This window comes from Streptomyces sp. NPDC051172, assembly GCF_040682555.1.
GTDB lineage: Bacteria > Actinomycetota > Actinomycetes > Streptomycetales > Streptomycetaceae > Streptomyces.
The window spans coordinates 62,313-83,154 of the sequence record NZ_JBFBBE010000005.1; the positions used below are offsets into that span (position 1 = coordinate 62,313).

Here is a 20,842-nt window from a genome sequence, read left to right on the forward strand (position 1 = left end):
CGCACGCCCCTGAGTGCTTCGCTCCGCCTACTCCGGGTTGGTCTATGTCAAGTGAATCGCGCCGAGGCGACACTGAGTTCATTCGAAGGGGTGGCGAATGGTGGCGTTTCCGGGATCGCCATGGCTGGACGAGTGATCGTAGGATTACTGTAAGTGCACGAGTCCTGGGGGCACATGCACTCGTGGGTATGCCGGAGGCAAGTAGGTATCCCGTTCGAAGGGTGGAACCGGAGGACGGGCGGCTGTATTTACCGGCATTCTGATAGGGCTTGGCGCACTCGGCGACAAGTGGTCTCAGGGATGGGGGCGTTCCAGTGAGCGGCAACGGCGGAAGCGGGACGACCGCGACCAGCACGGACAAGCGCCCCAACGAGCTGCTCACGTCCTGGTTCGTGCGCAGCGGCTGGTCGAAGGGCGAACTCGCCCGTCAAGTCAACCGCAGAGCACGCCAGTTGGGCGCCAACCACATCTCCACGGACACCTCCCGGGTGCGCCGCTGGCTGGACGGCGAGAACCCCCGCGAGCCGATCCCCAGGATCCTGTCCGAGCTGTTCTCCGAGCGCTTCGGCTGTGTGGTCTCCGTCGAGGACATCGGCCTGCGCGCGGCCCGTCAGTCACCCTCCGTGTCCGGCGTCGACCTGCCGTGGACGGGCCCGCAGACGGTGGCTTTGCTCAGCGAGTTCTCGCGCAGCGACCTGATGCTGGCGCGGCGCGGCTTCCTCGGGACCTCGCTGGCCCTGTCCGCGGGCCCGTCCCTCGTCGAGCCCATGCAGCGCTGGCTGGTGCCCTCGCCCCAGGCCCCGCGGTCGGAGCCGGAACCGCCGGTCGCGTCCCGCCGGCCCGGCAGGCTCTCCAAGCCCGAGCTGGACCTCCTGGAGTCCACGACGGTGATGTTCCGCCAGTGGGACGCCCAGTGCGGCGGCGGCCTGCGCCGCAAGGCGGTCGTCGGCCAGCTGCACGAGGTGACGGACCTTCTCCAGGAGCCCCAGCCCGAGGCCACCACCAGGAAGCTGTTCAAGGTCGCCGGGGAGCTGGCGGAGCTGGCCGGCTGGATGTCGTACGACGTCGGGCTCCAGCCGACCGCCCAGAAGTACTTCGTCCTCGCCCTGCACGCCGCCAAGGAGGCGGGCGACAAGCCGCTCGGCTCGTACATCCTCTCCAGCATGAGCCGCCAGATGATCCACCTCGGCCGACCGGACGACGCGCTGGAACTGATCCACCTCGCGCAGTACGGCAGCCGGGACTGCGCGAGCCCCCGCACCCAGTCGATGCTGTATGCGATGGAGGCCCGCGCCTACGCCAACATGGGGCAGCCCGGCAAGTGCAAGCGGGCGGTCCGGATGGCCGAGGACACCTTCGCGGACGCGGACGAGTGGGACGAGCCGGACCCCGACTGGATCCGCTTCTTCTCCGAGGCCGAGCTGCACGGCGAGAACTCCCACTCCTACCGCGATCTCGCCTATGTCGCGGGCCGCAGCCCCACGTACGCGTCCCTGGCCGAGCCCGTGATGCGGCAGGCCGTCGAGCTGTTCTCCCGGGACACCGAGCACCAGCGCTCGTATGCACTGAACCTGATCGGCATGGCCACGGTGCACCTGTTGCAGCGTGAGCCCGAGCGCAGCGCGGTGCTGGCCGAGCAGGCCATGCACATCGCCAAGAAAGTCCGCTCCGAGCGCGTGAACACTCGTATTCGAAAGACTGTCGACACGGCCGTCCGCGATTTCGGGGATCTTGCCGAGGTCGTGGACCTCACCGAGAAGCTTGCTGTCGAACTACCGGAGACCGCCGAGGCGGTCTGAAAACCCTTGGTCCCGGCCCCGGCCGGCCCTCCCGAACTGCCCGACTCGGCTCCCCCCATGCCAGGTCATCGGAAGGCCGCCCGTGGCCGGTTTTTTTCCTTCGGTGAAGGTTGCGCCACGATAACGATGAACGCAGCCGACATCCGCCAGTTCATCGAGGCGTAACACGCAGGGTGCCTTCGTCACGGCGGCGAAACAACGAGGGGCTTCCAACGAAACCGCGCTGCGTCAATCTCATGGCGCATAACCGGCCCACCCCTCATGACCGCTTCAGGCTTCGCCCGCACGGGGCCGTACCAACGACGAGGAGACGCCGATGGCACCAGCCATCACGCTTGCCGCGGAGGCACCCAAGCTGTCCTCCGCGAACACAGGCTTCATGCTCATTGCTTCCGCCCTGGTGCTGATCATGACGCCGGGCCTCGCCTTCTTCTACGGAGGCATGGTCCGCGTCAAGAGCACTCTCAACATGCTGATGATGAGCTTCATCAGCATCGGCATCGTCACGATTCTGTGGGTGCTCTACGGCTTCTCCCTCGCCTTCGGTACGAACAACAGCCTCATCGGCTGGGACACCGACTGGTTCGGTCTCCACAAGATCGGTCTGACGGAGCTGTGGCCCGGCTACACCATCCCGATCTTCGTCTTCATGGTCTTCCAGATGATGTTCGCCATCATCACTCCGGCCCTGATAAGCGGCGCCCTCGCGGACCGCGTCAAGTTCTCGGCCTGGGCGCTGTTCGTCGCCCTGTGGCTCACGATCGTCTACGTCCCGGTCGCCCACTGGGTGTGGGGCGCCGACGGCTGGGCGTTCAAGCTCGGTGTGATCGACTTCGCCGGTGGTACCGCGGTCCACATCAACGCCGGTGCGGGCGCTCTCGGCGTCATCCTCGTCATCGGCAAGCGTGTCGGCTTCAAGAAGGACCCGATGCGCCCGCACAGCCTCCCGCTGGTCATGCTCGGCGCCGGTCTGCTGTGGTTCGGCTGGTTCGGCTTCAACGCCGGCTCCTGGCTCGGCAACGACGACGGCGTCGGCGCGCTGATGTTCGTCAACACGCAGGTCGCCACCGCCGCCGCCATGCTGGCCTGGCTCGCCTACGAGAAGATCCGCCACGGTGCGTTCACGACCCTGGGCGCCGCCTCAGGCGCGGTCGCCGGTCTGGTCGCGATCACCCCGTCCGGTGGTGCGGTCTCCCCGCTCGGCGCGATCGCCGTCGGCGCCATCGCCGGTGCCGCCTGCGCCGCGGCCGTGGGCCTGAAGTACAAGTTCGGCTACGACGACTCCCTCGACGTCGTCGGCGTCCACATGGTCGGCGGCATCATCGGCTCCCTGCTCATCGGCTTCTTCGCCACCGGCAAGGGTCAGTCCACCGCGACGGGCGTCTTCTACGGCGACCACTCCTTCACCCAGCTGTGGAAGCAGTGCGCCGGTGTCGGCGCGGTCCTCGCCTACTCCCTGATCGCCTCCGCGGTCCTCGCCTTCCTCCTCGACAAGACCATCGGGATGCGGGTCACCGAGGACGAGGAGATCTCCGGTATCGACCAGGCCGAGCACGCCGAGACCGCATACGACTTCAGCGGCGCGGGTGGCGGCATCGCCGGATCCGCCGCTTCGGTCCTGGCCGCCACGGAGAGCAAGAAGGTGGACGCATGAAGCTCATCACCGCCGTCGTGAAGCCCCACCGGCTCGACGAGATCAAGGAGGCCCTGCAGGCCTTCGGCGTCCACGGTCTGACGGTCACCGAGGCGAGCGGTTACGGTCGTCAGCGGGGCCACACCGAGGTCTACCGCGGTGCCGAGTACACGGTCGACCTGGTTCCCAAGATCCGTATCGAGGTACTGGCCGAGGACGACGACGCCGAGCAGCTGATCGACGTCATCGTCAAGGCGGCCCGCACCGGCAAGATCGGTGACGGCAAGGTCTGGTCCCTCCCGGTCGAGACGGCCGTACGGGTCCGGACCGGCGAGCGCGGTCCGGACGCGCTCTAAGAGAAGAAGAACGACAGGAGCTACTGGGTGTCGAGCACGGACGTGCACAAGGAAGCGGAAGACTCGGGACCCAGCGGCTACGCGGCGGCCCGGCTGCACCTCCTCACCGAGGGGGCGCAGTCCGGGCCGCCGCGCCGTACAGCCCTGTCCGAGCTGACGGACGACTGGCTGACGGGACTGTTCGCCGCGGGCGCCGAGGGACTGCGCGGGGTCTCCCTGGTCGCCGTCGGCGGCTACGGCCGCGGTGAGCTCTCCCCACGCAGCGACCTGGACCTGCTCCTCCTCCATGACGGGAGCGACCCCAAGGCGGTCGCCACCCTGGCCGACCGCATCTGGTACCCCGTCTGGGACCTCGGCCTGGCTCTCGACCACTCGGTCCGCACTCCTGCCGAAGCCCGCAAGACGGCCGGGGAGGACCTGAAGGTCCAGCTCGGCCTGCTCGACGCCCGCCACATCGCCGGCGACCTGGGTCTGACGGCCGGTCTGCGGACGGCCGTGCTCGCCGACTGGCGCAACCAGGCGCCGAAACGTCTCCCCGAACTCCAGGAGCTGTGCGCCGAGCGCGCGGAACGCCAGGGCGAGCTTCAGTACCTGCTGGAGCCGGACCTGAAGGAGGCCCGCGGCGGTCTGCGCGACGCCACCACCCTGCGTGCGGTCGCCGCCTCCTGGCTGGCCGACGCCCCGCGCGAGGGCCTCGACGACGCGCGGCGCCGACTGCTCGACGTACGCGACGCCCTGCATCTGACGACCGGGCGCGCGACCGACCGGCTCGCGCTCCAGGAGCAGGACCAGGTCGCCGCCGAACTCGGACTGCTGGACGCCGACACGCTGCTGCGCCAGGTGTACGAGGCCGCACGCGTCATCTCGTACGCCAGTGACGTCACCTGGCGCGAAGTGGCACGCGTGCTGCGGTCGCGCGCCGTGCGGCCGCGACTGCGCGCCATGCTCGGCGGCGGAAAGCCCGTCCCCGAACGCTCCCCGCTGGCCGAGGGCGTGGTCGAGCAGGACGGTGAGGTGGTGCTCGCCCGCGCCGCGCGCCCCGAACGCGACCCCGTCCTCCCGCTGCGCGCCGCGGCCGCCGCCGCACAGGCCGGCCTCCCGCTCTCCCTGCACGCCGTACGGCGCCTGGCGGCGACCGTGCGCCCCCTGCCCACGCCCTGGCCCGCCGAGGCCCGCGAACAGCTGGTCACCCTGCTGGGCTCCGGACACCCCACCATCGACGTCTGGGAGGCGCTGGAGGCGGAAGGCCTGATCACGCGGCTGCTTCCGGACTGGGAGCGGGTGCGCTGCCGCCCGCAGCGCAACGCCGTGCACATCTGGACCGTCGACCGGCACCTGATCGAGACGGCCGTACGCGCCTCCGAGTTCACCCGCCGGGTGCACCGCCCGGACCTGCTCCTGGTCGCCGCGTTGCTGCACGACATCGGCAAGGGCTGGCCCGGCGACCACTCGGTGGCCGGCGAGATCATCGCCAAGGACGTGGCCGCCCGTATCGGCTTCGACCGCGACGACGTGGCCGTGCTCTCCACCCTCGTACGCCACCATCTGCTGCTGGTCGACACGGCCACCCGCCGCGACCTGGAGGATCCGGCCACGGTTCGCTCGGTCGCTGAGGCGGTCGGCTCGCAGCACACCCTGGAGCTGCTGCACGCGCTGACCGAGGCGGACGCCCTGGCCACCGGGCCGGCCGCCTGGTCGTCCTGGCGCGGCTCGCTCGTCGCCGACCTGGTCAAGCGGGTCGCCGCCGTGCTCGCCGGGGATGTCCTCGACGAGCCCGAGGCGGCCGCGCCCACCGCCGAGCAGGAGCGGCTCGCCATCGAGGCGGTCGCCACCGGCAGCCCGGTGCTGTCCCTGCGCGCCCAGACCGAGCCGCCGACGGAGGAACAGCCCTCCGGCGACCCGGAGCCGCTCGGCGTCGAACTGCTCATCGCCGTACCGGACCAGGCGGGAGTGCTGCCCGCGGTGGCCGGCGTCCTCGCCATGCACCGGCTGACCGTGCGCACCGCCGAGCTGCGCACCCTGGACCTGCCGGACGGCGTCGAGGGCTCGGTCCTGCTGCTGAACTGGCGAGTCGCCGCCGAGTACGGCTCACTGCCCCAGGCGGCCCGGCTGCGCGCGGATCTCGTACGGGCCCTGGACGGGTCCCTGGACATCGCCGGGCGTCTCGCCGAGCGGGACGCCGCGTATCCGCGCCGCCGGGGTGTCGTGGCGCCGCCGGCGCGGGTGACGGTTGCCTCGGCCGCGTCCCGGCTGGCCACGGTGATCGAGGTGCGGGCGCAGGACGCCCCGGGTCTGCTGTTCCGGATCGGGCGGGCTCTGGAGGACGCGAGCGTACGGATGCGCAGCGCGCACGTCTCCACGCTGGGCGCGAACGCCGTGGACGCCTTCTACGTGACCGGGCCCGAGGGCGCGCCCCTGCCGGGCGACGAGGCGTCGGCGGTGGCGCGGAAGCTGGAGGAGACCTTGCGTGGGTGAACGCGATCCAGGAGCGGGCGGGGACGATTGTCTTGCGCGGCCCGATATCCTGGAAGACGCTCACACTGCCCCCGACTCCGAGGACCGACGCCGCCGTGTTCGACACTCTCTCCGATCGCCTCTCAGCGACCTTCAAGAATCTGCGCGGCAAGGGGCGTCTGAGCGAGGCGGACATCGACGCCACCGCGCGCGAGATCCGTATCGCGCTGCTCGAAGCGGACGTGGCCCTGCCCGTCGTCCGCGCGTTCATCAAGAACGTCAAGGAGCGCGCCCTCGGCCCCGAGGTCTCCGACACGCGGTACCCCGCCCAGCGGGTGCTGGACATCGTCAACGACGAGCTGGTCACCGTCCTGGGCGGCCAGACCCGCCGTCTGCGGTTCGCCAAGCAGCCGCCGACCGTGATCATGCTCGCGGGTCTCCAGGGTGCCGGTAAGACCACCCTCGCGGGCAAGCTCGCCAAGCACCTCAAGGAAGAGGGCCACTCGCCGCTCCTGGTCGCCGCCGACCTCCAGCGCCCGAACGCGGTCACCCAGCTGAGCGTCGTCGCAGAGCGGGCCGGCGTGGCCGTCTTCGCCCCGGAGCCGGGCAACGGCGTGGGCGACCCGGTCCAGGTCGCCAAGGACTCCATCCAGCACGCGAAGACCAAGGTCCACGACATCGTCATCGTGGACACCGCCGGTCGCCTGGGCATCGACCAGGAGATGATGCAGCAGGCTGCGGACATCCGGGACGCGGTCTCGCCGGACGAGATCCTCTTCGTCGTCGACGCGATGATCGGTCAGGACGCCGTCAACACGGCGGAGGCCTTCCGCGACGGCGTCGGCTTCGACGGCGTGGTCCTCTCCAAGCTCGACGGTGACGCCCGTGGTGGTGCGGCCCTGTCGATCGCCTCGGTCACCGGCAAGCCGATCATGTTCGCCTCCAACGGCGAGAAGCTGGACGACTTCGACGTCTTCCACCCCGACCGGATGGCCGGCCGCATCCTTGACATGGGTGACCTCGCCACCCTGTTCGAGAAGGCACAGAAGGAGTTCAGCGAGGAAGAGGCCGCCAAAATGGCCTCCAAGCTCGCCTCCAAGAAGGGCCAGGACTTCACCCTGGACGACTTCCTGGCCCAGATGGAGCAGGTCAGGAAGATGGGCAGCATCTCCAAGCTGCTCGGCATGATGCCCGGCATGGGCCAGATCAAGGAGCAGATCAACAACATCGACGAGCGGGACGTCGACCGCACGGCCGCGATCATCAAGTCGATGACCCCGGCCGAGCGCGCCGATGCCACGATCATCAACGGCTCCCGCCGCGCCCGTATCGCCAAGGGTTCAGGCGTCGAGGTCAGCGCCGTGAAGAACCTGGTCGAGCGCTTCTTCGAGGCCCGCAAGATGATGTCCCGCATGGCCCAGGGCGGCGGCATGCCGGGTATGCCCGGGATGCCGGGCATGGGTGGTGGCCCCGGCCGCAGCAAGAAGCAGCCGAAGAAGGCCAAGGGCAAGCAGCGCTCCGGCAACCCGATGAAGCGCAAGCAGCAGGAGCAGGAGGAGGCCGCCCGCCGGGCCGCCGCCGCTCAGGGCGGAGGCGCCTTCGGCGTGCCCGGTCAGCAGGCGCCGCAGGACTTCGAGCTCCCGGACGAGTTCAAGAAGTTCATGGGCTGAGTTCACCCGGTGCGCGTGCCAGGGGCGGGGTGTTGTCGTAACGTCCGCTTATGACCAACCCCGCCCCGCCGCGCAAGTCGCCCGACCAGCCCTGGCGTACCGAGGGCACTCCCGAGGAGCCGGGCGGGCGGAAGATGCGCGGCGGTTGGTGGAGCCTGATCCTGACCGCGCTGGTCGTGTATCTGATCGCGAATCTGATCCTGTCGTTCTTCAACGAGGGCAGTGAGCCGACGATTTCGTACACCGAGTTCAGCAAGCAGGTCGACGCGGGCAACGTCAAGAAGATCTACGCCAAGGGCAACGCGATCCAGGGCCAGCTCAAGCAGAAGCAGAGCAACCCCGACGGAGGCGGCAAGTACACCAAGTTCAGCACCGAGCGGCCGACGTTCGCGAGCGACAAGATCTGGGACGACCTGACCAAGCACAACGTCACGGTCACCGCGGCGCCGGTCGTCCAACACCGTAGCTTTCTGGCCAATCTGCTGATCTCGCTGGCCCCGATGCTGCTGCTGATCGCGGTGTGGGTCTTCGTCGCGCGGCGGACGAACGCGGGGCTCGGCGGCGCGGGCGGGATGCTCGGCCGCAAGGCGCCGCCCAAGCCCGTCGAACTGCAGCCGGGGGCCCAGCGCACGACCTTCGAGGACGTGGCGGGCATCGACGAGGTCGAGGGCGAACTCAACGATGTCGTCGACTTCCTGAAGAACCCGGACGCCTACCGCAGGATGGGCGCGAAGATGCCGCGGGGCGTGCTGCTCGCGGGCCCGCCCGGCACCGGAAAGACCCTCCTGGCGCGTGCCGTCGCCGGTGAGGCGGGCGTGCCGTTCTTCTCGGCGTCGGCCTCCGAGTTCATCGAGATGATCGTAGGCGTCGGCGCCTCACGTGTGCGTGAACTCTTCGCGGAGGCCCGCAAGGTGGCACCGTCGATCATCTTCATCGACGAGATCGACACCATCGGGCGGGCCCGCGGCGGCGGCTCCGGCATGGGCGGCCACGACGAACGCGAACAGACGCTGAACCAGATCCTCACCGAGATGGACGGCTTCTCCGGTTCCGAGGGCGTCATCGTCATCGCCGCCACCAACCGCGCCGACGTCCTGGACCCGGCGCTCACCCGCCCCGGCCGCTTCGACCGGGTGGTCATGGTCTCGCCCCCGGACCGCCGCGGCCGCGAGGCCATCCTGCAGATCCACACCCGCGAGATCCCCCTTGCGAAGGACGTCGATCTCGGCCAGGTCGCCCGTACGACCCCGGGCATGACCGGCGCCGAACTGGCCAACCTCGCCAACGAGGCGGCCCTGCTCGCCGTCAAGCGCAAGCAGGAGCGGGTGACCCGGGCCGACCTCTCCGAGGCCCTGGAGAAGGTCCAACTGGGCGCCGAACGGCCCCTGGTGATGCCCGAGGAGGAGCGCCGCCGCACCGCCTACCACGAGAGCGGCCACGCCCTGCTCGGCATGCTCCAGCCCGGCGCCGACCCCGTCCGCAAGATCACCATCGTGCCGCGCGGCCGGGCCCTCGGCGTCACGCTCTCCACGCCGGAGTCCGACAAGTACGCGTACACCGAGGAGTACCTGCGCGGCCGGATCATCGGCGCACTCGGCGGCATGGCGGCGGAGCAGGTCGTCTACGGGGTCGTCACCACCGGCGCGGAGAACGACCTGGAGCAGGTCACCGGCATCGCCCGCGGCATGGTCGCCCGCTGGGGCATGAGCGAGCGCGTCGGCCGCCTGTCCGCCCTGCCCGACGACGCCCGGCAGGCCTACGGCCTGGCCGCCGCCCCGCAGACCCTCGACGTGATCGACGGCGAGATGCGCCGGATCGTCGACGAGTGCTACGAGGAGGCGTGCCGCAAGCTGACCGACCACCGCGGGCAGTTGGACGCCCTCGCCCGGGCCCTGCTGGAGCGGGAGACCCTGGAGGAGGCGGACGCCTACCGGATCGCGGGGATCACACGGCTGGAAAAGGCGGAGGCGCCTGACGCGTCCGGGGTCTAAGGGGTACGGGCGATCAGGTAGCGGAACACGTTCGGCATCCACACCGTCCCGTCGCGGCGCTGATACGGGTGCAGGGCCTCCGCCAGCTCCTTGTCCACCTGCGCCTGGTCGTTCGCCGAGATCGCCGCGTCGAACAGGCCCGTCGACAGCAGACCCCGTACCGCGCTGTCCACGCCCGCGTATCCGAACGGGCAGGCGACCCGCCCGGAGCCGTCGGGCTTCAGACCCGCCCGCTGCGCGACCTCCTCCAGGTCGTCGCGAAGGGCGGGGCGCCAACTACCCGTGCTGCGCAGCGGATCCGCCAGCCTGGTGGCCACCCGCAGCACGGACGACGTGGTGCAACGTTCCGGCGGACCCCAGCCGGCGAGCACCACGGGCGCCCCGTGCCCGGCGAGCGGTGTCGCTGCCTGCAGCAGCCCGCCGAGCCCCTCCGAGTCGCCCGCCAGACACCCGATCGGCTCGAAGGCCGTCACGAGGGTGAACGCGGGCGTCTCCGCGTCGCCCGCGGCCACGACGTCTTTGGGCGAGCCGTCGACGATCCGGGTGCCTGCACGCGCGCGCGTGCCCCACCCGTCCGGGAGCAGCCGCTCCCGCGCGAGAGCCAGTCGTTCGGGGGAGGAGTGGTCGACACCGGTGACCGCCGCGCCTCTGGAGGCCGCCATCAAAAGGGCCAGCCCGCTGCCGCAGCCGAGGCCCAACAACCGTGTGCCGGGGCCCACCTCCAGTCGCTCGTAGACGGCCTCGTAGAGCGGGACCAGCATCCGCTCCTGGATCTCGGACCAGTCACGCGCGCGTGCACACAGGTCCACACGGGGCGCCTGGCCCGTAGGGGACGGCTGCTGCCGCACGAGCGTAGGTGTCATGTAAAGCGCCCCAATCCGCCGAGAGTTGCCCCTGTACCCGATTCCGTGGCCCCCGTGACGTGCGCTCGCACTCCCCCCCGTATGCCAGATAACTCCGCACTCGACCGCTCGTCCAGGGGTAATGGGGCCCGGCTTGTGGGTTGCATATGCGGGCGAAAAGAATTCACGTCCCGGCAACGTGGGCCCCTACCATCGCGTCCATGGCAAAGGCTCCCGTTCTCACCCCGCGCGCGGACGACTTTCCGCGCTGGTACCAGGATCTGATCACCAAGGCCGAACTGGCCGACAACGGGCCGGTGCGCGGCACCATGGTGATCCGACCGTACGGGTACGGGCTGTGGGAGCGGATGCAGGCCGAGATGGACGCCCGGATCAAGGAGACGGGCACGCAGAACGCGTACTTCCCGCTGCTGATCCCGCAGTCGTACTTCGCCAGGGAGGCCGACCACGTCGAGGGCTTCGCGCCCGAACTGGCCGTGGTCACCCATGGCGGCGGCAAGGAACTCGAAGAGCCCGCGGTCGTCCGCCCCACCTCCGAGATGATCATCAACGACTACTTCTCGAAGTGGGTGCAGAGCTACCGCGACCTGCCCCTGCAGATCAACCAGTGGGCGAACGTGGTCCGTTGGGAACTGCGGCCCCGTCTCTTCCTCCGTACGACCGAGTTCCTGTGGCAGGAGGGCCACACCGCGCACGCCACGTACGAGGAGGCGCGCGACTTCGCCGCGCACATCCAGCAGCACGTCTACGGGAACTTCCTGACCGAGGTCCTGGCGACGGACTTCGTCTCCGGCCGCAAGACGGCCAAGGAGCGCTTCGCCGGCGCCGTCAACACCCTCACGCTCGAAAGCATGATGGGCGACGGCAAGGCCCTCCAGATGGTCACCAGCCACGAGCTGGGCCAGAACTTCGCCAAGGCCTTCAACACCCGGTACCTGTCCAGGGAAGGCCGGCAGGAACTCGTCTGGCAGGCCTCCTGGGGCTCCACCACACGCATGATCGGCGCTCTGGTGATGACTCACGGAGATGACAACGGCCTGAGGGTCCCGCCGCGGCTGGCGCAGATCCAGGTCGTCGTCCTCGCGATCAAGGGCGAGGAGGCGGTTTTGGCCAAGGTCCGTGAGATCGGTGACCGGCTGCGGGCGGCGGGCCTCCGCGTCCACGTCGACGACCGCACCGACACCCCCTTCGGGCGCCGCGCCGTCGACTGGGAGCTGAAGGGCGTGCCCGTACGCATCGAGGTAGGGCCCCGTGACCTGGAGAACGGCACGGCGATGGTGGCCCGCCGCATCCCCGGAGGCAAGGAGCCGATGCCGGTCGACTCCCTCGTACGGCTTCTGCCCGCGATCCTCGAGGAGGACCAGGCGCTCCTGCTCGCCCAGTCCCGCGAGCGCCGCGAGTCCCGTACGGCCGACGTGTCGACGATCGAGGAAGCCGTCGAGGCGGTCGGCGTCGGCGGCTGGGCGCGCATCCCCTGGGCGGACCTCGGCGAAGAAGGCGAGGCCTCACTGGCCGAGCACGCGGTGACCGTACGGTGTCTGGTCGCTGCCGACGGGTCGGTGCCCGAGGCCGACGACGCGCCCGGTAACGTCGCGGTCGTCGCGCGCGCTTACTGATACAGGGCCGTTCCGCCGCGAGAGCGACCGAAACGCCTCTTGCGCATCTGCGGGTCACCCCCGCACCGGCGCGTGGACGTCGTCTACGCGCCGGGTCGTAGAGCGGGCTACGTACCGGCTTGGGACGAGCTGTGAGGTTTCTGCGCAGATCAGCGCACCCGCCCTCGTCGGGACGCATCAGCGGCAACTGACGGGTACGTGCAAATTATTTGGGATGGCCCGGAATAGGAACACATTCGAGGCCCCGCTCGTTGTCATTACGTGAGCACGACACAGACACCACCTGTTCTCGCCGCAGAGCTGGCAGAGGCGTGGGCCGACATTCAGCGGTACCACCCCGAGCTGCCGGACCTTGCCGCGCCAGAGTCCCTGATCGGAGAGTCGTCGTCCGCGTGCGGTCACGAGCTCTCCTTCGAGCGACTGCTCCATGAGGCAGTCCACGGCATCGCCGCCGCGCGCGGCGTACGCGACACGTCCCGCGCCGGCCGGTACCACAACCGCAGATTCCTCGCGATCGCCGAGGAGCTGGGCCTGGACCACCCCGAGGAACCGCACCCCAGCAGCGGCTTCTCACTGGTCACGCTCAACCCCGAGGCCAAGCGCCGCTACCGCCCGACCATCGAGCGGCTGCAGCGCGCCCTCAAGGCCCACACGGCAGCCACCTCCGCCGACACCCCGAAGAGCTTCCGCGGCCCGGCGGCCCGGCACGGCTCGTCCGGGGGCGGGGTGCGAGTGAAGGCGGTGTGCGACTGCGGTCGTAACGTACGGGTCGTCCCGTCGGTGCTGGCCCAGGCGCCGATCGTCTGCGGCGGCTGCGGCAAGCCGTTCCGGATCCCGGAGGTCGTGGGGGCGGCGTAGTCGCGCGGCGTTCGACACCGGCATCTCGTGGCTGCCGGTCGGAACGCAAGGCGCCGGGAGTGCCGCCGTAACCCGCCGAGCCTGCGGGCAGTCGTGCCGCTTGGGGCGGCACGGGTGGGCGCAGGCGGCACCCCGTGGCGCCGGGCCGCGCGACCCACCCCAAGGGCACCTGCAGCGCCGGGTGCCCCTCAGCCATGCCCAGGCACCGTCACCATCCCCCCGGCCGAGGCGACCCGCAGGGTGTGGCACAATGGCTAGCTGTACTCGACAGCCGCACAGGAACCCTCTCGCCTCCGGCTGACGCGTCCATCGGGCACTCGGGTACCGCAACCCCACGCGGCAATCTCGCCGTGCCCAACCACGTCAAATCCAGGAGAACCCACTCCCGTGGCAGTCAAGATCAAGCTGAAGCGTCTGGGCAAGATCCGTTCGCCTCACTACCGCATCGTCGTCGCCGACTCCCGCACCCGTCGTGACGGCCGTGCGATCGAGGAGATCGGTCTGTACCACCCGGTGCAGAACCCCTCGCGCATCGAGGTCGACTCGGAGCGCGCGCAGTACTGGCTGGGTGTCGGCGCGCAGCCGACCGAGCCCGTTCTCGCCATCCTGAAGCTGACCGGCGACTGGCAGAAGTTCAAGGGCCTGCCGGCCCCGGCTCCGCTGCTCGTGGCCGAGCCGAAGGCTGCCCGCCCGGTGTTCGACGCCCTCGGTGGCGACGACGAGGGCAAGGGTGAGGCCATCACCCAGAAGAAGAAGGCTGAGAAGAAGGACGAGGCTGCTGCTGAGTCCTCTGCGTCTGCGTCAACCGAGGCCTGAGCATGCTCGAGGAGGCTCTCGAGCACCTCGTGAAGGGCATCGTCGACAACCCTGACGATGTGCAGGTCGCCTCGCGCAACCTGCGCCGCGGCCGCGTGCTCGAGGTCCGGGTCCACCCCGACGACCTCGGAAAGGTGATCGGCCGCAACGGCCGCACCGCGCGCGCTCTGCGTACCGTCGTGGGCGCCATCGGCGGCCGTGGTGTCCGCGTCGACCTCGTCGACGTGGACCACGTCCGCTGACGCAACACGCAAAAAACACAGCACCGGCTCGGGCCGGGGAGGGCCACTGGGCCGTCCCCGGCCCGCAGTCGTATGACAGGAGATTCGCAAACGTGCAGCTGGTAGTCGGACGGGTGGGTCGTGCCCATGGCATCAAGGGCGACGTCACCGTCGAGGTACGCACCGACGAGCCGGAACTGAGGCTCGCCCCCGGAGCCGTGCTCAGCACGGACCCCGCCTCCGCGGGACCCCTCACCATCGAGACGGGCCGCGTCCACAGCGGCCGCCTCCTCCTGCGCTTCGAGGGCGTCAAGGACCGCAACGCGGCCGAAGCCCTCCGCAACGTCCTCCTGATCGCCGAGGTCGACCCGGAGGAGCTGCCCGAGGAGGAGGACGAGTACTACGACCACCAGCTGATGGACCTGGACGTGGTCACCGTGGACGGCGTCGAGGTCGGCCGGATCACCGAGATCTCGCACCTGCCCTCCCAGGACCTCTTCATCGTCGAGCGGCCCGACGGGAGCGAGGTGATGGTCCCCTTCGTCGAGGAGATCGTCACCGAGATCGACCTCCAGGAGCAGCGGGCGGTCATCGCTCCGCCGCCCGGTCTGATCGACGACCAGGCGGAGATCGCCTCCAGCCGGGACGAGTCGTAATGCGCCTCGACGTCGTCACGATCTTCCCCGAGTACCTCGACCCGCTGAACGTCTCCCTCGTCGGCAAGGCGCGCGCGCGTGGACAGCTGAACGTCCATGTGCACGATCTGCGGGACTGGACCTACGACCGCCACAACACCGTCGACGACACCCCCTACGGCGGCGGCCCCGGCATGGTCATGAAGACCGACCCCTGGGGCGAGGCCCTGGACTCCGCCCTCGCCGACGGCTACGAAACCGGCTCGCACGCGCCCGCGCTGATCGTCCCCACCCCCAGCGGCCGCCCCTTCACCCAGGAACTCGCCGTGGAGCTCTCCGAGCGCCCCTGGCTGATCTTCACGCCCGCGCGCTACGAGGGCATCGACCGCCGGGTGATCGACGAGTACGCCACCCGGATGCCGGTCCACGAGGTGTCCATCGGCGACTACGTCCTCGCCGGCGGCGAGGCGGCCGTCCTGGTGATCACGGAGGCCGTGGCCCGCCTGCTGCCCGGCGTCCTCGGCAACGCAGAGTCCCACCGCGACGACTCCTTCGCCCCCGGCGCCATGGCCAACCTCCTGGAAGGCCCCGTCTACACCAAGCCGCCCGAGTGGCGCGGCCGCGGCATCCCGGACGTGCTGCTCAGCGGCCACCACGGCAAGATCGCCCGCTGGCGCCGCGACGAGGCCCTGCGGCGTACGACGGCCAACCGGCCCGACCTGATCGAGCGCTGCGACCCCAAGGCCTTCGACAAGAAGGACCGCGAGATGCTCTCCATCCTGGGCTGGGCCCCGGACCCGGAGGGGGAGCCGTACGGCCGATTTTGGCGCAGGACCGAGGGCGTGGAAGAATAGACCGCTGTTGTGCGTCGTCCGGCGTGCGCCCCTGCCACAGGGGGACACGACGCCCGCCCCGACACGGACAGCATCCTCTTGGAAAACCTAGTTCCCGCCTATGACCTGTGGCATGGGCGAAGAAAGCAGACGAAATGTCTCACCTGCTCGACTCCGTCGACAGCGCGTCGCTGCGCAGCGACGTCCCGGCCTTCCGCCCGGGTGACACCGTCAACGTCCACGTCCGCGTCATCGAGGGCAACCGCTCCCGTGTGCAGCAGTTCAAGGGCGTTGTGATCCGCCGCCAGGGCGCCGGTGTCCGCGAGACCTTCACGGTCCGCAAGGTCTCCTTCTCCGTCGGCGTCGAGCGCACCTTCCCGGTGCACACCCCGATCGTCGAGAAGATCGAGCTCGTCACCCGCGGTGACGTGCGTCGCGCCAAGCTGTACTACCTGCGCGAGCTGCGCGGTAAGGCCGCGAAGATCAAGGAGAAGCGCGACAGCTGAGCTCGCGCAGGCGTTCATATCGAGGCCGGATAGCATCTGGCCCCGATGGACACCGAAGCACAGCACACGGAGCGCGACCGCTCCTCCCGTTCCTCCGATTCCGAGGACGTCTCCCAGGAGATCTCGGACACAGAGGGGCCCGAGGGACGGTCGCGTTTCGCGTTGGTGTCGCGGGTCGCCGACTGGCTGCCCGGTGGGCGGATCAGTCTGACGCTCCTCGTCTGCCTGGTGTTTTTGCTGCTCCTCAACACTTTCGTGGTCCAACCATTCCAGATTCCCAGCGGATCCATGGAAAACGGATTGAGGATCGGCGACCGCGTTCTCGTAAATAAGTTGGCGTACCGTTTCGGTGCCGAGCCGCGGCGCGGCGATGTCGTCGTGTTCGACGGCACCGGGTACTTCGGGAACGCCGACTACATCAAACGCGTCGTGGGTGTCGGGGGAGACCACGTGGTCTGCTGCGACAAGGAGGGGAGGATCGAGGTGAACGGCCGGTCGGTCGACGAGTCGACGTTCCTCCACCCCGGTGACAGCCCCTCCACGGTGCCCTTCACCGTCGTCGTACCAGACGGCACCCTCTTCGTCCTCGGCGACCACCGCAGCGACTCCAGCGACTCCCGCGACCACCTGGGCTCGCCCGGCGGCGGCATGATCCCCGTATCGGACGTCATCGGACGGGCCGACTGGATCATCTGGCCCACCGCCCACTGGATCCGCCTGCAGCGTCCGGGCGCCTACGCGCGCGTGCCCGCCGCGGACGGTGCGCATGGGTAACCGTGGCAAACCGCGCGGTGCCGCGAGCGGCGCGACCGAGGGGCTGCTGCCCACCGGCTCCCGTCGCGCCTCCGGCCCGGCAGCCGGGGGCGGCGGCCGCACCCGCGCCGAGCGGCGGAAGCTGCAGCGCAAGGTCAAACGAAAGCGCAGGCGCAGCGCGGTCAAGGAGATACCCCTCCTCGTCGGCGTCGCGGTCCTCATAGCCCTGGTCCTGAAGACGTTCCTCGTCCAGGCATTCGTGATCCCGTCCGGCTCCATGGAGCAGACGATCCGGATCGGCGACCGTGTCCTCGTCGACAAGTTCACCCCGTGGTTCGGCTCGAAGCCCAAGCGCGGGGACGTCGTCGTGTTCAAGGACCCGGGCGGCTGGCTCGCGGACGAGCAGACCACGGCCAAGAAGACCGACCCCGTCGTCGTCAAGCAGGTCAAGGAAGGACTCACCTTCATCGGCCTGCTGCCGTCCAACAATGAGAAGGACCTCATCAAGCGGGTCATCGGCGTCGGCGGCGACCACGTCAAGTGCTGTGACACGCAGGGGCGGGTGACCGTCAACGGCGCTCCCCTGACCGAGGGCGACTATCTGTATCCCGGAAACGCCCCCTCCACACAGCCGTTCGACATCACCGTCCCCAAGGGACGGTTGTGGGTGATGGGCGATCACCGGGGCAACTCCGCGGACTCCCGCGCGCATCAGAACACGCCCTACGGCGGCACGGTCTCCGAGGACTCCGTCGTGGGACGGGCGATGGTCATCGCCTGGCCGTTCGGCCACTGGACTTCCTTGAAAGAACCTAAAACTTTCTCCTCCGTCTCCAACTCCGTGTCGGGGACGACCGCGTCCCCCCAGCTGTCGCATAGGGTTGCTCCTGACTATTTCAACGGAACGGTCCAGCTCCCGACCCCTGCGGAACTCCCGCTCGTTATGGGAGTGGTGGGCCTGCACCGCGTCTGGGGCAGGCAGCGGCACAGAGTAAGGAGTTGGCGTGGGGGATGTGGCGGTTGGCGCACGATCCGGACACGACGGCGAGGAGCACCGCGGACAGCCCGGCCAGGGGGTTTCCGCAGCCGTCCCGGCCGCGGACAGCGCCGTGACCTCCGGGAGTGACTCCGGGGCGACCGACGACGGCACCGCGCCGGGCGAGCGGAACCGGACCGAGGAAAAGGGGTCGGACGGTTCACCCCCCAAGTCCAAGAAGCAACGCTCCTTCTTGAAGGAGCTGCCCATCCTGATCGGCATCGCGCTCGTGCTGGCGCTGCTGATCAAGACGTTCCTGGTGCAGGCGTTCTCGATCCCTTCGGACTCGATGCAGAACACCCTTCAGCAGGGCGACCGGGTCCTGGTCGACAAACTCACCCCCTGGTTCGGCTCGAAACCGGAGCGCGGCGAGGTCGTCGTCTTCCACGACCCGGACAACTGGCTGGCGGGCGAGCCCACGGCCAATCCGAACCCGCTGCAGAAGGCCCTCAGCTGGATCGGCCTGATGCCGTCCGCCGAGGAGAAGGACCTCATCAAGCGCGTCATCGGGGTCGGTGGCGACACCGTCTCCTGCAAGGGGTCCGGCCCGCTCAAGGTCAACGGCCAGGCGCTCGACGACGCGTCGTTCGTGTACGCGGGCAACACCCCGTGCAGCGTCGACGACCAGGGCGGCCAGTTCACCGTGAAGGTCCCCAAGGGCTACATCTGGGTCATGGGCGACCACCGTCAGAACTCGCGGGACTCGCGCTACAACCAGAGCGACAAGCACAACGGCATGGTTCCGGTGAGCAAGGTCGTCGGACGCGCCATCGTCATCGCCTGGCCCATCACCCGCTGGGACACCCTTCCGATCCCGGACACCTTCGACCAGCCGGGACTGAACGACCAGTCCTCCGCGTCCGCCGCCCTGACGGCCGGCCCGAACGCCCTCGCCCTGACCGGGGTGGTGCCGGTGGCCCTGTGGCGTCGTAGGAAGATCGCGGTGGCCGAGACCCGCAAAGCGAGCTCCGAGCACTCCGCCTGACCGTGCCTTGGTGAAGCCCTGGTGCAGCTGTGACCTCGGTCGGCCATGAGGGGCTGACCGGGTCAGGTACTGCCGGGTAGGGTGCGGACCCATGGGTGGCGAGAGCACTACGCGTACGGCCCCGCGCAGCGGTGGCAAGAGCACGGGCCCGGTGGGCAGCAGGACCGGACAGCGACTGTCCGGACTGGCCGTCGCACTGGGCATTGTGCTGTTCCTCGGCGGATTCGGCTGGGGAGCGGTGGTGTACCGGCCGTACACCGTGCCGACCACCTCGATGACGCCGACGATCGACGCCGGCGACCGGGTCCTGGCCCAACGTGTCGACGGCAGTGAGATCCGCCGGGGCGACGTCGTCGTCTTCAACGACAAGTCCTGGGTGACCAACGCCTCCGTGGTCAAGCGCGTGGTCGCGGTCGGCGGTGACACGGTCTCCTGCTGCACGAACGGCAAGCTGACCGTCAACGGCAAGCAGATCGACGAGGGCTATCTCAAGGGCAGCGTCGTAGAGGACAAGAACATCCCGACCGTGAAGGTCCCCCAGGGCCGCCTGTTCCTGCTCGGTGACGAGCGCCAGGGGTCGCTGGACTCCTCCGCCCACCTCAGTGACGCCGCCCAGGGCACCGTCGCGCGCTCCGCCGTGGCGGCTCGCGTGGATGCCGTCGTCTGGCCCATGAAGGGCATGCTGGAACGCCCCACCGGCTTCGAGACCCTGGGTGTGCTCTCCCAGCCGGGCCCGCTGCGGATCATCGTCACCCTGATCGTCGCGGGCGCCGTGCTCGTCCTCGGCGGCGGCGCGTACGGCCCGATCGCCAAGCGGACGGGCGGGCGCCGCGCCCGTGCGCGGACGGAGCCCGTGGGTGCCCGCTGAGGCTGCGGGCGGGTACGAGGACTCGTACCGGGGCGGGCTGCGCAAGGTGGCCCGGGTGGTTCTGCTCGACCCCGAGGACCGCATCCTGCTCCTGCACGGCCATGAGCCGGAGGATCCGGCCGACGACTGGTGGTTCACGCCCGGCGGCGGACTGGAGGGCGACGAGAGTCGTGAGGAGGCCGCTCTCAGGGAACTCGCCGAGGAGACCGGCATCACCGACGTCGAACTCGGCCCGGTGCTGTGGCGGCGGATGTGCTCCTTCCCGTTCGCGGGCCGCCGCTGGGACCAGGACGAGTGGTACTACCTGGCCCGTACGAGGGGCACGTCCAGGGTGGTGCCCGGGGCCACGGGCCTCACGGAACTGGAGCGCCGCAGTGTCGCCGGAGCACGCTGGTGGACGTGTCGGGAACTTGCCCGGGCGCATGAGACCGTGTACCCGACCAGACTCGCCGAGCTGCTGTGCAGGCTGCTCGACGAAGGTCCCCCCGCCGGGCCCGTGACCCTTGACCCCGAAATCGTCTAGGGGCTCACGGGACTGGCGCACAATGGTGGGATCGCACGGCTGAAGGGGAAGCTGCCATGAGCGCCGAGGACCTCGAGAAGTACGAGACCGAGATGGAGCTGAAGCTCTACCGGGAGTACCGCGATGTCGTCGGTCTGTTCAAATACGTGATCGAGACCGAGCGGCGCTTCTACCTGACCAACGACTACGAGATGCAGGTGCATTCGGTCCAGGGCGAGGTGTTCTTCGAAGTGTCGATGGCGGACGCCTGGGTCTGGGACATGTACCGGCCGGCTCGGTTCGTGAAACAGGTGCGGGTACTCACGTTCAAGGATGTGAACATCGAGGAGCTGAACAAGAGCGATCTCGAGCTGCCGGGCGGCTGACGACGGGCACGGTAGGTCGCTCGTGCGGGTGACAGGTTTGTCCACAACCGCCGAGTAGTCC

The 20,842-nt window shown here is 69.4% G+C and carries 20 protein-coding genes; 19 read left to right on the plus strand and 1 reads right to left on the minus strand.

The window, feature by feature from the left end; all coding sequences use genetic code 11:
• Positions 1-314 precede the first annotated feature (314 nt).
• From AB0N07_RS04340 to ftsH, 6 genes are all read left to right on the plus strand, one after another.
• Positions 315-1,799 carry a hypothetical protein gene (locus AB0N07_RS04340; protein WP_365831922.1) on the plus strand — a complete coding sequence of 495 codons (1,485 nt, stop codon included), beginning with the start codon at positions 315-317 and terminating at the stop codon, positions 1,797-1,799.
• Positions 1,800-2,115: 316 nt separating this feature from the next.
• Positions 2,116-3,453 carry an ammonium transporter gene (locus tag AB0N07_RS04345; RefSeq protein WP_365831924.1) on the plus strand — a complete coding sequence of 446 codons (1,338 nt, stop codon included), beginning with the start codon at positions 2,116-2,118 and terminating at the stop codon, positions 3,451-3,453.
• Entirely contained in the window at positions 3,450-3,788 is a 339-nt protein-coding gene (locus tag AB0N07_RS04350) for a P-II family nitrogen regulator (protein ID WP_003997576.1), read from the plus strand. Before AB0N07_RS04345 ends, AB0N07_RS04350 begins: the two co-directional genes overlap by 4 nt.
• 27 nt (positions 3,789-3,815) lie before the next feature.
• Complete coding sequence (locus tag AB0N07_RS04355; RefSeq protein WP_365831926.1) at positions 3,816-6,263, plus strand: [protein-PII] uridylyltransferase; 2,448 nt, start codon at positions 3,816-3,818, stop codon at positions 6,261-6,263.
• A 95-nt stretch (positions 6,264-6,358) separates the two neighbouring features.
• Positions 6,359-7,912 (plus strand): signal recognition particle protein, encoded by a 1,554-nt coding sequence (ffh, locus tag AB0N07_RS04360; protein WP_365831928.1) that lies wholly within the window; start codon positions 6,359-6,361, stop codon positions 7,910-7,912.
• A gap of 50 nt (positions 7,913-7,962) precedes the next feature.
• Positions 7,963-9,903, plus strand: coding sequence for an ATP-dependent zinc metalloprotease FtsH (gene ftsH, locus AB0N07_RS04365; RefSeq protein WP_365831930.1), 1,941 nt, complete (start codon positions 7,963-7,965; stop codon positions 9,901-9,903).
• On the opposite strand, the gene AB0N07_RS04370 is transcribed toward ftsH, so the two are convergent.
• On the minus strand, positions 9,900-10,766 hold the full coding sequence (locus tag AB0N07_RS04370; RefSeq protein ID WP_365831932.1) for an SAM-dependent methyltransferase: 867 nt from the start codon (positions 10,764-10,766) through the stop codon (positions 9,900-9,902). The genes ftsH and AB0N07_RS04370 overlap by 4 nt on opposite strands.
• Positions 10,767-10,966: 200 nt before the next feature.
• Between AB0N07_RS04370 and proS the strand changes: the two genes are divergently transcribed.
• From proS to AB0N07_RS04435, 13 genes are all read left to right on the plus strand, one after another.
• On the plus strand, positions 10,967-12,382 hold the full coding sequence (proS, locus tag AB0N07_RS04375; protein ID WP_365831934.1) for a proline--tRNA ligase: 1,416 nt from the start codon (positions 10,967-10,969) through the stop codon (positions 12,380-12,382).
• A gap of 261 nt (positions 12,383-12,643) precedes the next feature.
• Positions 12,644-13,240 carry a hypothetical protein gene (locus tag AB0N07_RS04380; protein WP_030943152.1) on the plus strand — a complete coding sequence of 199 codons (597 nt, stop codon included), beginning with the start codon at positions 12,644-12,646 and terminating at the stop codon, positions 13,238-13,240.
• A gap of 387 nt (positions 13,241-13,627) precedes the next feature.
• Positions 13,628-14,056 (plus strand): 30S ribosomal protein S16, encoded by a 429-nt coding sequence (gene rpsP, locus AB0N07_RS04385; RefSeq protein WP_365831936.1) that lies wholly within the window; start codon positions 13,628-13,630, stop codon positions 14,054-14,056.
• A 2-nt stretch (positions 14,057-14,058) separates the two neighbouring features.
• Positions 14,059-14,298, plus strand: coding sequence for an RNA-binding protein (locus tag AB0N07_RS04390; protein ID WP_003973401.1), 240 nt, complete (start codon positions 14,059-14,061; stop codon positions 14,296-14,298).
• A 92-nt stretch (positions 14,299-14,390) separates the two neighbouring features.
• Positions 14,391-14,933, plus strand: coding sequence for a ribosome maturation factor RimM (gene rimM, locus AB0N07_RS04395; protein ID WP_365831938.1), 543 nt, complete (start codon positions 14,391-14,393; stop codon positions 14,931-14,933).
• Positions 14,933-15,766 (plus strand): tRNA (guanosine(37)-N1)-methyltransferase TrmD, encoded by an 834-nt coding sequence (gene trmD, locus AB0N07_RS04400; protein WP_365831940.1) that lies wholly within the window; start codon positions 14,933-14,935, stop codon positions 15,764-15,766. Before rimM ends, trmD begins: the two co-directional genes overlap by 1 nt.
• Before the next feature lie 134 nt (positions 15,767-15,900).
• Positions 15,901-16,251 carry a 50S ribosomal protein L19 gene (gene rplS, locus AB0N07_RS04405; protein ID WP_030866123.1) on the plus strand — a complete coding sequence of 117 codons (351 nt, stop codon included), beginning with the start codon at positions 15,901-15,903 and terminating at the stop codon, positions 16,249-16,251.
• A 45-nt stretch (positions 16,252-16,296) separates the two neighbouring features.
• Positions 16,297-17,025 (plus strand): signal peptidase I, encoded by a 729-nt coding sequence (lepB, locus tag AB0N07_RS04410; protein WP_365831942.1) that lies wholly within the window; start codon positions 16,297-16,299, stop codon positions 17,023-17,025.
• The gene (gene lepB / locus AB0N07_RS04415) at positions 17,018-18,130 is read left to right on the plus strand and encodes a signal peptidase I (protein ID WP_365831944.1); all 1,113 of its coding nucleotides are present in this window, start codon (positions 17,018-17,020) and stop codon (positions 18,128-18,130) included. Before lepB (AB0N07_RS04410) ends, lepB (AB0N07_RS04415) begins: the two co-directional genes overlap by 8 nt.
• The gene (gene lepB / locus AB0N07_RS04420) at positions 18,018-19,025 is read left to right on the plus strand and encodes a signal peptidase I (RefSeq protein WP_365832088.1); all 1,008 of its coding nucleotides are present in this window, start codon (positions 18,018-18,020) and stop codon (positions 19,023-19,025) included. Before lepB (AB0N07_RS04415) ends, lepB (AB0N07_RS04420) begins: the two co-directional genes overlap by 113 nt.
• 91 nt (positions 19,026-19,116) lie before the next feature.
• Entirely contained in the window at positions 19,117-19,893 is a 777-nt protein-coding gene (gene lepB / locus AB0N07_RS04425; RefSeq protein ID WP_365831946.1) for a signal peptidase I, read from the plus strand.
• Positions 19,883-20,416, plus strand: a complete 534-nt coding sequence (locus AB0N07_RS04430; protein WP_365831948.1) for an NUDIX hydrolase — start codon at positions 19,883-19,885, stop codon at positions 20,414-20,416. The genes lepB (AB0N07_RS04425) and AB0N07_RS04430 overlap by 11 nt, the downstream gene beginning before the upstream one ends.
• A 56-nt stretch (positions 20,417-20,472) precedes the next feature.
• On the plus strand, positions 20,473-20,781 hold the full coding sequence (locus AB0N07_RS04435) for a DUF2469 domain-containing protein (protein ID WP_003965949.1): 309 nt from the start codon (positions 20,473-20,475) through the stop codon (positions 20,779-20,781).
• The last annotated feature ends 61 nt before the right edge of the window (positions 20,782-20,842 follow it).

Excerpts from the sequence above, each read along its gene's own strand:
- AB0N07_RS04370 (WP_365831932.1), bottom strand. The coding sequence starts at position 10,766 with ATGACACCTACGCTCGTGCGGCAGCAGCCGTCCCCTACGGGCCAGGCG.
- AB0N07_RS04435 (WP_003965949.1), top strand. The coding sequence starts at position 20,473 with ATGAGCGCCGAGGACCTCGAGAAGTACGAGACCGAGATGGAGCTGAAG.
- lepB (WP_365831942.1), top strand. The coding sequence starts at position 16,297 with ATGGACACCGAAGCACAGCACACGGAGCGCGACCGCTCCTCCCGTTCC.
- AB0N07_RS04350 (WP_003997576.1), top strand. The coding sequence starts at position 3,450 with ATGAAGCTCATCACCGCCGTCGTGAAGCCCCACCGGCTCGACGAGATC.
- trmD (WP_365831940.1), top strand. The coding sequence starts at position 14,933 with ATGCGCCTCGACGTCGTCACGATCTTCCCCGAGTACCTCGACCCGCTG.
- rplS (WP_030866123.1), top strand. The coding sequence starts at position 15,901 with ATGTCTCACCTGCTCGACTCCGTCGACAGCGCGTCGCTGCGCAGCGAC.
- AB0N07_RS04390 (WP_003973401.1), top strand. The coding sequence starts at position 14,059 with ATGCTCGAGGAGGCTCTCGAGCACCTCGTGAAGGGCATCGTCGACAAC.
- lepB (WP_365831944.1), top strand. The coding sequence starts at position 17,018 with ATGGGTAACCGTGGCAAACCGCGCGGTGCCGCGAGCGGCGCGACCGAG.
- AB0N07_RS04345 (WP_365831924.1), top strand. The coding sequence starts at position 2,116 with ATGGCACCAGCCATCACGCTTGCCGCGGAGGCACCCAAGCTGTCCTCC.
- lepB (WP_365831946.1), top strand. The coding sequence starts at position 19,117 with ATGGGTGGCGAGAGCACTACGCGTACGGCCCCGCGCAGCGGTGGCAAG.
- proS (WP_365831934.1), top strand. The coding sequence starts at position 10,967 with ATGGCAAAGGCTCCCGTTCTCACCCCGCGCGCGGACGACTTTCCGCGC.
- ftsH (WP_365831930.1), top strand. The coding sequence starts at position 7,963 with ATGACCAACCCCGCCCCGCCGCGCAAGTCGCCCGACCAGCCCTGGCGT.